Source organism: Caulobacter sp. GW821-FHT05F04 (assembly GCF_059419665.1).
Genome location: NZ_JBWKSF010000004.1, coordinates 483246 through 496328 on the forward strand (window position 1 = coordinate 483246; position 13083 = coordinate 496328).

Consider the following 13083-nt stretch of genomic DNA (forward strand, 5'->3'; position numbering starts at 1 on the left):
CTTTTTCTTCGATAGGCCATGGTCCGTCCCGTCAAGAATATCGTCATCGTCGGCGGCGGGACCGCGGGCTGGCTCACCGCCGGCGTGATCGCCGCCAAGCATCGCGCGCGGCAGGCGACTGGCTTCACGGTGACCCTGGTGGAGTCGCCGACCACGCCGATCATCGGCGTCGGTGAAGGCACCTGGCCGACCCTGCGGACGACCCTGTCCAAGATCGGGGTTTCCGAAACCGACTTCTTCCGCGAGTGCGACGCCGCGTTCAAACAGGGCGCCAAGTTCGCGCGCTGGACCACGGGCGAGCCCGACGACGCCTACTATCACCCGCTGGTGCTGCCCCAGAGCTTCGGGCAGATCAACCTGGCGCCCCACTGGCTGGCCGGCGACGCGTCCGGCAGCTTCTGCGACGCGGTCTGTCCGCAGGGCCGCCTCTGCGACGAGGGCCTTGGGCCCAAGACCATCACCGCCCCGCCCTATCAGGGCGCGGCCAACTACGCCTACCACCTGGACGCGGGCAAGTTCGCGCCGTTCCTGCAACGCCACTGTTGCGACAAGCTGGGCGTCCGCCATGTCCTGGCCGACGTACGCGGCGTGGCCTTGGCCGAGGACGGCGACATCCGCGCGGTCGTCACCGAACAGGCCGGCGAGATCGAGGGCGACCTCTTCGTGGACTGCACCGGCTTCAGGTCTCTGCTGCTGGGCGAAACGCTTGGCGTGAAGTTCCGCGACTGCGGCGACATCCTGTTCTGCGACACGGCGTTGGCCGTGCAGATCCCGTACGAACGTCCCGACAGCCCCATCGCCACCCACACCATCTCGACCGCCCAGTCGGCGGGCTGGATCTGGGACATCGGCCTGCCGAGCCGGCGCGGGACCGGGCACGTCTATTCCAGTCGCCATATCTCCGACCACGAGGCCGAGCGCGAGCTGCGGGCCTATCTCGGTCCGGCCGGCAAGGACCTGCCGGTCCGCAAGATCACCATCCGCTCGGGCCACCGCGAAACCTTCTGGAAGCGCAACTGCGTGGCCGTGGGCCTGGCGGCGGGCTTCCTGGAGCCGCTGGAAGCGTCGGCCATCGTGCTGATCGAACTGTCGGCCAAGCTTATCGCCGAGCAGATGCCCGCCTGCCGCGAGGTGATGGACATCGTGGCCTCACGCTTCAACGCCACGACCCACTACCGCTGGGGCCGGATCATCGACTTCCTCAAGCTGCATTACGTGCTGAGCCAGAGGACCGACACCGCCTTCTGGCGCGACAACCGCGATCCGGCGACCATCCCCGAGCGCCTGTCGGACCTGCTGCTGCTGTGGCGTCACCAGCCGCCGTGGCTGCACGAGGAATTCGACCGGGCCGACGAGGTGTTTCCCTCGGCCAGCTACCAGTATGTGCTCTACGGCATGGGCTTCCGCACCGAGGTCGAGGCCGCCGCGCTCGCCGACGAGGCGGCCCTGGCCCAACGCGCCCTGCGCGAGAACGCCCTGCAAAGCGAACGTCTGCTGTCCAGCTTGCCTAAGCACCGCGACCTCATCCGCAAGATCGTCGAGCACGGCCTGCAGCCGGTATGACGCGCGATACATCGCTCTTCCATCGCGGTCGCGCGGCCGTCCTGTTGTCCGCTGTCCTGGCGAGCGGAGCAGCCCATGGCGCGCAGCTACCGCCGGCGCCCAACATCCCCGTCATGACGGCCGCCGACCGTCCCAACTCGGAAAAGGCGTTCTCCTCGGTCGAGATCCACGAACGCCCCGCGCCCATACCCGTCATCTTCGAGGTCGCCCCCGGCGGCTCGGACGCCGCCGACGGCGCGCCCGGCCGCCCGTTCGCGACCCTCGCCCGCGCCCAGGCCGCGGTGCGGTCGGTCAACAAGACCCACTCGGTCACGGTGCGGCTCGCGGACGGGGTCTATCGCCTGGCCAAGCCGCTGCGCTTCTCGGTCGAGGACGGCGGCCAGGATGGCTTTGTGGTCCGCTGGGAAGCGGCCAAGGGCGCGCGGCCCGTCCTCTCGGGCGGCCAGCCGGTCGAAGGCTGGCGCCAGGCGGACGCCGCGCGCGACATCTGGGTGGCCGACATCCCGCGCGGCGCCGATCCGCGCCAGATCTGGGTCAATGACCGGCTGGCGCATCGCGCGGCGGTCGAGGCCCCTCGCAAGGCCTTCGCCTTCCACGACTGGGGCGTCCAGATCGTCGATCCGGCCTGGCGCTTTCTCGCCGACCTGCCCGACCAGGCGCGGCTGGAGGTGGAGAACACCGGCTTCTTCACCGACCGTCGCGCGAGGGTCGAGAGCATCCAGGGCGACCGCATCGTCCTGGCCCAGCCGGGCTGGCGCAACAATCTGATCGGCTACGACACCTTCGCCCGCCCGGTCTCGGGGGACAGGGCGCGCTTCTTCATCGGCAACGCCCTGGCCTTTGTCCGGGCTGGCGGCGACTGGTGGGCCGATCCCGCCCAAGGCAAGCTCTACTACAAGCCGCGCGACGGCGAGGTCATGGCCTCGAGCCAGGTGGTCATGCCGCGCCTGGAAGCCCTGGTCTCGATCGCCGGCCGTCCTGGCCAGCCCGTGCGCGACCTGCAGTTCGCCGGCGTCGGCTTCGCCCACACCAGCTGGCTTGGCCCTTCCAGCGCCGAGGGCTACGCCAGCCAGCAAAGCGGCGCCTTCCTGTCGGGCCAGGTCCCGAACTATCCCAGCGATCCGATCCGCGACTGCAGCTGGGGATGCTGGGCCTTCGAGGGGATGCGGAACCAATGGCGACAGCAGCCGGCGGCGGTTCAGGTCGCCGCGGCCGCGCGCATCGTCTTCGAGGACGCCGAATTCGCTCACCTTGGCCAGATCGCCCTCGGCATCGGCAACGACGCCAGCGCCAATCTGAGCGGGGCGGGCCTGGAGACACGCTCGGTCGAGGTTGTCCGCGGCCGCTTCCACGACCTGGCCGGCGGCGCGATCATGGTCGGCGGCGTCTCGCCCGACGCGCACCACCCGGGGCGCCCGGAACAGGCCGTGCGCGACATCATCATTCGCGACAACACCGTCCAGGGCGTCTCCCAGGTCTATCGGGAACAGGCCGCGATCCTGGTCACCTATGCGACGGCCGCCGTGATCCTGCACAACGAGGTCTCGGACGCGCCCTATGACGGCATCGACGTGGGCTGGGGCTGGGGCGTCAACGACCCTGGCGGCAACACCGCCTATATGAGCCTGGGTCGCGGCTACTACGACCAGCCCGGCAATCGCGTCTACGACACGCCGACCACCCTGCGCGACACCGTGATCGTCGGCAATCGCGTCCATGGCGTGAAGCGGTGGTTTCCCGACGGCGGCGCCATCTATCACCTGTCGGCCGACCCTGGCGCCCTGATCGCGGAGAACCACGTCTACGACGTCCCCGGCGGCATCGGCGTCTATCTGGACGAAGGGTCGCGATACATCACGGTGCGCGACAACGTCTTCGATGGCCTTGGCCTGTGGGTCAATCTGAACGCTCTGGACGGCGCCTATCCGCGCCGCACGGCGGCGGACAACGTCGCGCGCGGCAACTGGCGCAACGGCGGCAAGGCCAACGGATCCTGGTCCGACTACGCCAACAACCGCCTGATCGACAATGTCGCCGTCGAGGGTCAGGCCTGGCCCGCGCCCGCTCGCGAGGTGATCGCGCGCGCCGGTCCCCGCCCCGCCAAGCCCTGAACACAGCCTGGACGCCCATCATGAGGTCTTCTTCCATGTCCAAGTCATCCTGGCTTCAATGCGCCGCCAGCGCGGCGCTCTGCGCGAGCCTGGCCTTGAGCGCGCCCGCCCCCGCCCTCTCCGCGCCCCTCGCGCCGGCCCAGCCCGAAACCTCGGTCGCGCGCGCCAAGGCCGACCGGCTGGCCGTCGAAATGGTCGGCAAGATGACCACCGAAGAGAAGCTGGACCAGCTGCTCAACACCGCCCCGGCGATCCCCCGGCTTGGGATCCCGGCCTACAACTGGTGGACGGAGTCGCTGCACGGCGCGCTGGGAACCCTGCCGACCACCAACTTCCCCGAGCCGATCGGCCTGGCCGCCAGCTTCGACACGGGCCTCGTCCAGGACGTCGCCGCCGCGATCGGCGCCGAGGTCCGCGATCTGCACATCCTGTCGCGGCAGACCGGCCGGATGGGACGCATCGGAACGGGCCTCGACACCTGGTCGCCGAACATCAACATCTTCCGCGATCCGCGCTGGGGCCGCGGCCAGGAAACCTATGGCGAGGACCCGTTCCTGACCGCCCGCATCGGCGTGGCCTTCGTGCGGGGCATCCAGGGCCCCGACCCCGACCTGCCGCGCGTCATCGCCACGCCCAAGCACTTCGCGGTCCATAGCGGACCGGAGTCGACCCGGCACGGCGCCAACGTCTTCGTCTCGCGCCACGACCTGGAAGACACCTATCTGCCCGCCTTCCGCGCCGCGATCATCGAAGGCCAGGCCGGATCGGTGATGTGCGCCTACAACCGCGTCGACGGCCAGCCGGCCTGCGCCAGCGACCTGCTGCTGAAGGACCATCTACGCGGCGCGTGGAAGTTCGATGGCTACGTCGTTTCCGACTGCGACGCCGTCAAGGACATCGCCGACAATCACAAGTACTCGCCCGACGCGGCCACGGCCGTCGCCGCGGCGATGCGGGCGGGCGTCGACAACGAATGCAACGGCGCGACCCTGACCGACACCGCGGGCCTGGCCAAGCCCTACGCCGAGGCATTGCGACGCGGATTGATCACCGAGGCCGACGTCGACCAGGCGCTGGTGCGGCTCTATTCGGCGCGCCTGCGGGTCGGCGACCTCCCCGGGGTGCGGGCGGTCGAAACCCGCCCGGCGCCGGTGACCTCGGTCATGACGCCCCAGCACGAGGCCCTGGCGCTGGCCGCCAGCGAGAAGAGCCTGGTGCTGCTGAAGAATGACGGCCTGCTGCCCCTGAAGCCCGGCCTGCGCATCGCGGTGATCGGGCCGCTGGCCGACGCCACCCGCGTCCTGCGCGGCAACTATTCCTCGGCCCTGTCGGCGCCGCCGATCTCGGTGCTGGACGGTCTTCGCCGCGCCATGCCGTCGGCCAAGATCGTCCACGCGCCGTTCGGCGCTTCCTTCACCGACGGCGATCGCGTGCCGAGCACGGCCTTGGTCACGCCGGATGGCAAGCCCGGCCTGCTGGCTCGCTACTACAACACCGTCGAGCCGCCGCCGACGCGCTTCGAGCCGGGGACCTTCGGCGACGCGGTGGCCAAGATGCGCTATCTCGACAAGCCGGTGGTCACCCGCATCGAGCCGGACATCGCCTCGCGAAGCCTGGACCTGGCCTCGGTCTCCGACCACCACCGCGTGGTCTGGACGGGCTTCCTGGTTCCGCCCGAGAGCGGAACCTATCGCCTGGGTCTGGCGGGCTTCAACGGTGAGCTCAAGTTCGACGGCAAGCCCTTCGCCGACCTGCGCAAGGCCGGCTGGGCCAGCCTGCCGACCCTCAAGACCATCCGCTTGGAAAAGGGCCATCGCTATCCGATCGAGACCGTCTCGGAGTCCCACGCCCTGTCCGGCGTCAATCTCGTCTGGAAGCGCGTGTCCGACGATCCGACCGCCGAGCTGAAGAGGGCGGCCGCCCAGGCCGACGTGCTGGTCGCCGTGGTCGGCTTGACCTCCGACCTGGAGGCCGAGGAGTCCCCGGTCGAGGTCCCCGGCTTCAAGGGCGGCGACAAGACGACCCTGGACCTGCCGCCGGATCAGCAGACGCTGCTGGAACAGGCCAAGGCCTTGGGGAAGCCGCTCGTCGTGGTGACGATGAACGGCAGCCCGGTGAACCTGGCCTGGGCCAAGGCCAACGCCTCGGCCATCGTCGAAGCCTGGTATCCGGGCCAGTCCGGCGGCCTGGCCGTCGCCAACGTTCTTTCCGGCAAGACCAATCCGTCGGGCCGCCTGCCGCTGACCTTCTATCGCTCGATCGACGACCTGCCGCCCTTCGGCGACTACGCCATGGCCGGTCGCACCTATCGCTACTTCACGGGCGAGCCGGTCTATCCATTCGGCTTCGGGCTCAGCTACACCCGCTACGACTATGCGCCGGTCACGGTCGAGCGCACCGACCAGAGCGTCCGCGTGACCACCACCGTGCGCAATGTCGGCGCGCGTCCGGGCGAGGAGGTCGCCCAGCTCTATCTGAACTTCCCCGACACCCCCGGCGCGCCGCGCGTGTCCCTGCGCGGCTTCCAGCGCGTGGCGCTAAAGCCCGGCGAAGCCCGCAAGGTGACCTTCACCCTGTCGCCGCGCGATCTCAGCTCGGTGACCCCGGAGGGCGATCGCCGCGTGGCGGCCGGCGCCTATCGCGTCAGCGTCGGTTCGGGCCAACCGGGCATGGGCGTTTCAAGCCAGTCGGCCCCGTTCTCGATCGACGCCGCCGTGGCGTTGGCGAAATAGGCCGGGCTTCGGCGGATCAGGAGAAGAGCGTGAAGACCATCGCGACCATCACCGGGGCCCTCGCCCTCCTCCTCCCATCGCTGGCCGGCGCCGCGCCCAGGCTCGACGGCGCGATCGGCGACCACGCCGTGCTGCAGAGGGGCAAGCCCATCATCGTCACAGGCCGGTCCACGCCCGGCGAAAAGGTCATGGTCAATCTGGCGGGGCGCTCGGCCACGGGCCAGGCCGATCGCGATGGCCGCTTTCGCATCGCCCTGCCGGCGCTCGCGGCCGGCGGTCCCTACCAGATGCTGGTCGACGCGCCGAGCGGCCAGACCTTCGTCAACGACCTGCTGATCGGCGACGTCTTCCTCTGCTCGGGCCAGAGCAACATGGAGCTCTCGACCGAGCAGTCTCAGAACAGCTTTCAGATCGCCGGCGCCGCCGATCCGCAGCTGCGGCTGATGACCGTCGGCAAGCAACTTGCGGAAACGCCCAAGAACCGCTTCGACGTCTCGCCGGCCTGGACGACAGCCACGCCCGGGACGATCGCCAAGTTCTCGGCCGTCTGCTTCTACGCGGGCCAGGACCTGCGGCGGACCACCAAGGCGCCGATCGGCCTGATCCATTCCAGCTGGGGCGGCTCGCGGATTTCCGCCTGGATGGCGCCCGAGGGCCTGCGGGCCGGCGGCCTGGACCTGGAAGCCAAGGCGCTGGAGCTCCATGCCCGTGACGCGGCGGCGGCGGAGGCCATGGTCGCGCGTCAGTGGGAGACCTGGTGGCGCGACCACTCCGGTCTCGCGGGCGCCGAACAGCCCTGGCGCGGCGAGCATCCCGACTGGTCGCCCGTTCCCGCGATCAGTTATTTCGGCCGCTGGGGCGCGCCGGAGATGACCAAGTATCTGGGAATGGTCTGGTTCGAGAAGACCGTGGACCTCACGCCCGCCCAAGCCGAGCAAGGCGCCGTCCTGTCGCTGGGCCTGATCGACGACGCCGATCGCACCTGGGTCAATGGCAAGGCCGTCGGCGGGTCCAGCATCGGCGCCCCACGCCGCTACCGACTGGCCCCGGGCACGCTGGTCGCCGGGCGCAACCGGATCACGGTCAACGACGACAATGTCTATGCCGATGGCGGCCTGGCGGGCCCCGCCGAACTCATGCGTCTCCAGCTGGACGACGGGACATCGGTCCCGCTTGACGCCGGCTGGCGCTACGCCCTGGCGGGACGGCCCAAGACCAACGCTCCGCGCGCGCCGTGGGACGACATCAACGGCGCGGGCGTCCTTTACAACGCGATGATCTCGCCCCTCGGCCCCGTCGGCCTGGCCGGGGCGCTCTGGTACCAGGGCGAGTCCGACACGGGCCTGCCTGGCTACGAGCGCCGCCTCGCGGCGATGATGGCCGACTGGCGCCGCCAGTTCGAAGCCCCGACCCTGCCGTTCGCGATCATTCAGCTGTCGGCCTACGGCGCCGGCGCGAGCAAGCCCGTCGAGAGCGGTTGGGCCGGCGTGCGCGACGCCCAGAGACGCGCCGCGGAAGCCGACGGCCACGCGGCGGTCGTCGTCACCCTCGATCTCGGTGATCCCTACGACATCCATCCCGGCGAGAAGCAGGAGGTCGGCCGTCGCGCGGCCGATGCGCTGCGGGTCCTCGCCTACGGAGAAGCCGTCGCCGCCGGCCCAAGGGTCGCGACCGCCGAGCGCGCGCCCGACGGCGGCGTCGTCCTGACATTCGTCGGCGCGGCCGAAGGCCTGGTCGCCCGCGGCGCGGACACCGCCATCGGCTTCGAGCTTTGCGGCGCGGACGGCGCCTGCCGCTACGCCCCCGGCCATGTCGCTGGCGATAAGGTCACGCTGAAAGGCGACGGCGGGGCCATCGGACGCGTGCGCTACGCCTGGGCGGACAGTCCGACGGTGAACCTCTTCGATCAGGCCGGCCGGGCTGTCGGCTCGTTCGAGATCAAGGTTCCCTAACCCGGCAAGGCGGGTGACGACCGCAGACAAGTTGGCTAGATTTATGTGACCGGTAACATAGAACATAGACCAACGATCCGGGAGCATGGGGTAAGGACGTGACCGATAGCCGGGATCATCCGCTCAGGGTGGCGCTGAGTGAACTGATGCACTTGCGCGCCCTGCCGCTGGAGCAAGCGCCGGTCAGGCTGCGCCAGTGGGTCTTCCTGGTCGGCGCCGACGAACGGGCGTCCGAGGCGGCCTTCGTGGCGTTGTTCGCGCCAGGCCAGGATCCCGCCATCGGCAGGATTCTGGTGACCAGCCCGGCCGGCGGCTGGCTGTGGGAGCGGCATCAGGAATTCTCGACCTGGACCCGGTTCACCTACGGCCCGCTGGGCCCGGAGCTTGGCTTTGAGACGAACGTCGGCGAGGACTGCTTCTGGCTGGACGGAGCGCCGGGTCAGGTGTTCAGGGGCGTCGAGATCTCTGTCTCCGCGCCGGGCGCCGAGCCGCCGGCCGAGGCGATCCTGAACCGACATATCGACCTAGCCCATTGCGTTTCGTGCGAGGTCTTCGACGGGGCCGCGCGGATCTGGACGGACTTTCGCCTGCGCGAAGGCGGCACGGGGCGTATCCACGTCCACAACATCGCCCTGGCCAACGATGAGGTCTCGCGCCTGGTCCAGACGCTGTTGGAGATCGGCAACTATCGGAAGCTGGCGCTGATCGGCTTTCCACCCGCCCGGGAGCTTCTGGCCTGGTTGGATGGCGCCGAAGCCGGGCTTTCGGCGATCGCCAGCGGCCTGGCGAGCGGCGAGGACAGCCAGGCGGTGCTGGACAGCCTCCTGAAACTCTCCGCCGAGGTAGAGCTGCGCGCCGCCCACAGCCGTTTCCGGCGCGGCGCGACGGAATCCTATCACCGCCTGACCCTGGACAGGCTAGAGGCGCTGCGGGAGCGTCATGTTCCCGGCTATTCGACCATGAGCGAGTTCATCGCGCGGCGCCTGCAACCGGCCATGCGCACCCGCGAGGCGGCCGACCGGCGGCTGGACGACCTTTCGGTGCGCGTCGCGCGCTGTGGCGATCTTCTGCAGGCCCGTCTGGGCATCGTCCTGGACCGCCAGAACCAGGAGACCCTGCGCGGCATGGGCGCCAGCCTCCAGCTGCAAGCCAAGCTGCAGGGCCTGGTCGAGGGCCTGTCGATCTTCGCGGTCGGCTATTACGTGCTGGGCCTGCTCGGCTATTTCCTGAAGCCCTGGCTTCACGGCTGGCCGGGCGCGAGCGAACAGGTTCTCTCGGCGCTGGTTCCCCTGGTGCTGCTCGCCGTCGCCGCCAGCCTGCATCGGCGCAAGAAGCGCCTGATCGATCGGGGCGACGGATGACCCGCCCGATCGGAGCGCCGCCAGAGCTCTTCTGACGACGCTCGGTCTCCACGTCCTCGGAAAATGCTCTAGCGGGCCGGGACCGAAACCCCGGCCTCGGTCTGCACGACCGGCAGCATCGCGCCGTCGGGACTGTAGCGAAGGCGCTCGACGGTCACGGCGCGGCGACCGATCGCCCCGCTCTGGTCGCCGACCGCGAGGGTCGCGTTGTGCAGGAAGATATACCACTCGCCCTTGAACTGGACGATGCCCGGATGGATCGTGAAGCTGTACTTGCCTGAGCCGGTCAGGAGGCCCCGAGGGGTCCAGGGACCCGTGATGGCGGGCGCGGTGGCGTAGGACACATGCTCGTCGCGCTGGGTGCTTCGGTCGAGCGAGGCATAGGTCAGGTAGTAGGTCCCGTCGCGCTTGTGCAGCCAAGGGCCCTCCTCGAAATGCGGCGGCGTGATCTCGGTGATCGGACCGTCGATCTCGATCATGTTGGGCTTGAGCTTGGCGATGTAGCAGGAGCGATTGCCCCAGGCGATCCAGGTGGTTCCATCGTCGTCGGTGAACACCGTCGGATCGATGTCCTCCCAGCTGTGCGGCCCCTTCGGGGTCATCTCGTTGGTGATCAGCGCCGACCCGCGCGCGTCGACGAACGGGCCGGTGGGCGAGTCCGAGACCGCCACGCCGATCGCCTTGCCCGGGTGCGTGTTGTCATGCTCGACGGCGGCGTAGAAATAGAACTTGCCGTTCTTCTCGATCGCCTGCGAGGCCCAGGCGTCCTTCTTGGCCCACTTGAAGTCCGTGGCCTTCATGATCGGTGGGTAGGCCGTCCACGTCTTCATGTCCGTGGTCGAGTAGACCAGCCACTCGCGCATGTTGAACATCTCGTCACGCTGGGCTTCGTCGTGGCCCACGTAGAGAAAGAGGCGATCTCCGACAACCAGGGGCGCGGGATCGGCGGTGAACCGGTCCCGGAAGATGGGGTTCGAGCCTGGCGCGGGCGCCTTTTCATCGCCGGCCGCGCCTGGCGTCGCCATGCCCAGGGCCGCCATCAACGCGAGCGCCGCAATTTTCGAAACCATCCGACCGTCTCCCCAACGCCTAATATTTCTCTGATGAAAACGCCGCCCAGGCGCGGTGCGAACCACCATCGCCTGGGTTTCCCGCCGGGTTTATCAGCGCTCGAGAAGCGCTGCTTCACCCCAGGTCACGGGCAGGCGCTGGTTGTCGCCACGGGGGCTGCGCGCCACCAACTCGATCAGCTTCACGCCGGCGACCGGGACCGAGATCGGCTGGGCCGCCATGCCCCATTTGACCGGCTTGCTGGTCGCCAGCAGCTTGCCGTCGCCATAGACGGCGAAGGTCACGGCGGCGGCCTTGTCGCTGGCGCTGTCATCGACGCCGACCATCGCGGTGAAGCGCTGCGCCCCGTTATTCCGAACCTCCATCCGAGAGTTGGCGAGGATGCCGATGCCCGCCGCGAACGGCTTCCCCGCGACACGCGGCACTTGGCCGTACGGAGCGCTGTCGGCCCGCGCGCCGCCCCAGCCGGCGTAGGACGGCCGGTCGCCCGGGCCGCCGGTGCCGCCCCAGCCCGCCGCGGTGCGGAAGATGGAGGGGTCCGGGGTGGGATCCACGACGCCATCGACCGCCGGATTCACGCTCCCCGGCTGTTCCGACAGATAGTAGCCCCCCTGCAGCGCGCGCGCGCCATGGGCGCGGAAGATCAGGGTCTCGCGCGGCTTGACGTGCAGCTTGGTCCGCTTGGTGAACGTCGTCCGCTGCTTGCTCCACAGGTCGGTCAGCGCGATCGGCGCGTCGTCGCTGAACTTCAGATGGGTCGCGTTAAGGTCGACGTCATAGTCGACCGAGCCCCGGTTGAAGATCGCCACGGCCTTGTCGCCCGACGCCAGGGTCTTCACCAGGATCTGCAGGTCGCTGGAGTCGTGCGCCAGCGTCGCCTGGTTGCCGGCTGGATCCTGGTCCAGCGCGATGATGTCGGCGTTGCCGAAGATATCGAGCAGCGCCTTGGGCGTCTTGCGCAGGTCGGTCCCGATCAGCAGCGGCGCGTTGAGCATCGCCCACAATGCGAAGTGCGAGCGGGCTTCGGTCAGGTGGTCCGCGTCGAAATCTCCGGCCCCGATGTGCAGCATGTCCGGGTCGTTCCAGGACCCGGGGTGCGCGTAGAGCGACCGTGTCACGGTCGTATCGTAGTTGACCAGCAACCGCCCCCAGGCCGGCGAGATGTCGTCGCTGGTGCGCGAGATGCCGCCATAGTCCTTGCCCCAGGCGCGGACGTTGGCCGCCCCCCAGACGCAGAGCGACAGCAGATAGTCGCCATCCGGGTTTTCCCGAGCCAGCGCGACATTGATCTGTCGGAACATCGCCTGGATCGCCGGAATGTCGGTTCGCGTCACCGCCCCGGAGTCCAGGAATGGTCCCAGCGCCCGGAACTTGCCCGAACGCACGCGTTCGCTTTGTGGGCCGTAGTCGCGCAGGCCGCAGCCGTCGACCTTGATGAAGTCGAAGCCCCAGTCCTTGAAATAAAGCGCGATATCCTGGTCGATGCGGCCGTAAATGCCGACCTCGCGCTCCAGGACGGTCCCCTTGGGCAGGTCGTCATCGGTCGGGGAATAGGCTTCGGAGCAGGTGTTGCGGCCCAGGTCGGAATAGATGCCGGCCTTCAGCCCCATGGCGTGGAGCTTCTCGGTAAATGGCCTGAAGCTGGGGGCGTCGCCGCCGGTGCGCGCCGACGGGAACTTGTCGTCGCGGATGATCATCCGGCCATCGGGCATCCGGCGCTTCAGCGCCCAGCCGTCGTCGATGTTGATATAGCGATAGCCCTTGGCCGCCAGGCCGCTGTCGACGATCTGCTTCGCCGAGCCGAGGATCTTGTCCTCGTCGATGTCGGTGGCGAAGGCGTTCCAGGTGCTCCACCCCATGGGCGGCGTGGCCGCGCGGCCGGCGGTATAGGCCGTCCAGCGTCCGGTCGGCGCCAAGGGATCGCTCTGCGCCGCGGCGACGGACGGTCCAAGAAGCGCGGCGATCACCCCCGCGGTCAGCAGCTTCCTCATCGTTTCCCGCGCCGTCTTTTTATCGGTTGCTGAACGGCTCGGCTGTCGCAGCCCAAACGCTCACTGTGAGCGCGATGTTTACTCCGACAAAACCTGCCGTCAACATACGCTCCATCGCGCGTCTGGCCGGCCAAGCGTTCCCCATGCCTGGCGCTTCACCTCGCACCCAAGACGCCAGGGCTTTCTGGCGACGTGAACGCCGACCCGCGATAGACGCCAATAACGCCGACAAATATGGATTGTCGCAGAGGCGCGCCTGGGCCTAAATCCCTCCCACGGGCGGGCTTTCCGCTCGGTATGGC

7 protein-coding genes are annotated in these 13083 nt (G+C 69.0%); 5 read left to right on the forward strand and 2 right to left on the reverse strand.

The features are described from left to right. Positions 1 to 18: 18 nt before the first annotated feature. The 5 genes from AC07R7_RS13755 (at position 19) to AC07R7_RS13775 (ending at position 9719) form a co-directional block, all read left to right on the forward strand. A complete protein-coding gene (locus tag AC07R7_RS13755) occupies positions 19 to 1563 on the forward strand; it encodes a tryptophan halogenase family protein (RefSeq protein ID WP_494635531.1) in 1545 nt (514 codons plus the stop codon). 113 nt (positions 1564 to 1676) lie between these two features. Continuing rightward, positions 1677 to 3674 carry a right-handed parallel beta-helix repeat-containing protein gene (locus tag AC07R7_RS13760; RefSeq protein ID WP_494635532.1) on the forward strand — a complete coding sequence of 666 codons (1998 nt, stop codon included), beginning with the start codon at positions 1677 to 1679 and terminating at the stop codon, positions 3672 to 3674. A 35-nt stretch (positions 3675 to 3709) separates the two neighbouring features. Then, a complete protein-coding gene (locus tag AC07R7_RS13765) occupies positions 3710 to 6406 on the forward strand; it encodes a glycoside hydrolase family 3 C-terminal domain-containing protein (RefSeq protein ID WP_494635533.1) in 2697 nt (898 codons plus the stop codon). Between the two features lie 29 nt (positions 6407 to 6435). Continuing rightward, positions 6436 to 8358, forward strand: a complete 1923-nt coding sequence (locus AC07R7_RS13770; RefSeq protein WP_494635534.1) for a sialate O-acetylesterase — start codon at positions 6436 to 6438, stop codon at positions 8356 to 8358. A 98-nt stretch (positions 8359 to 8456) separates the two neighbouring features. Beyond that, the gene (locus tag AC07R7_RS13775; RefSeq protein ID WP_494635535.1) at positions 8457 to 9719 is read left to right on the forward strand and encodes a DUF3422 domain-containing protein; all 1263 of its coding nucleotides are present in this window, start codon (positions 8457 to 8459) and stop codon (positions 9717 to 9719) included. Positions 9720 to 9787: 68 nt separating this feature from the next. On the opposite strand, the gene AC07R7_RS13780 is transcribed toward AC07R7_RS13775, so the two are convergent. Together AC07R7_RS13780 and AC07R7_RS13785 are read right to left on the reverse strand one after the other, a co-directional pair. After that, positions 9788 to 10789: a glycoside hydrolase family 43 protein gene (locus AC07R7_RS13780; protein WP_494635536.1), complete on the reverse strand. Its 1002-nt coding sequence runs from the start codon at positions 10787 to 10789 to the stop codon at positions 9788 to 9790. Positions 10790 to 10882: 93 nt separating this feature from the next. Next, complete coding sequence (locus AC07R7_RS13785) at positions 10883 to 12781, reverse strand: NPCBM/NEW2 domain-containing protein (protein WP_494635537.1); 1899 nt, start codon at positions 12779 to 12781, stop codon at positions 10883 to 10885. Between the last annotated feature and the right edge of the window lie 302 nt (positions 12782 to 13083).

Excerpts from the sequence above, each read along its gene's own strand:
- AC07R7_RS13755 (WP_494635531.1), top strand. The coding sequence starts at position 19 with ATGGTCCGTCCCGTCAAGAATATCGTCATCGTCGGCGGCGGGACCGCG.
- AC07R7_RS13760 (WP_494635532.1), top strand. The coding sequence starts at position 1,677 with ATGACGGCCGCCGACCGTCCCAACTCGGAAAAGGCGTTCTCCTCGGTC.
- AC07R7_RS13765 (WP_494635533.1), top strand. The coding sequence starts at position 3,710 with ATGTCCAAGTCATCCTGGCTTCAATGCGCCGCCAGCGCGGCGCTCTGC.
- AC07R7_RS13780 (WP_494635536.1), bottom strand. The coding sequence starts at position 10,789 with ATGGTTTCGAAAATTGCGGCGCTCGCGTTGATGGCGGCCCTGGGCATG.
- AC07R7_RS13785 (WP_494635537.1), bottom strand. The coding sequence starts at position 12,781 with ATGAGGAAGCTGCTGACCGCGGGGGTGATCGCCGCGCTTCTTGGACCG.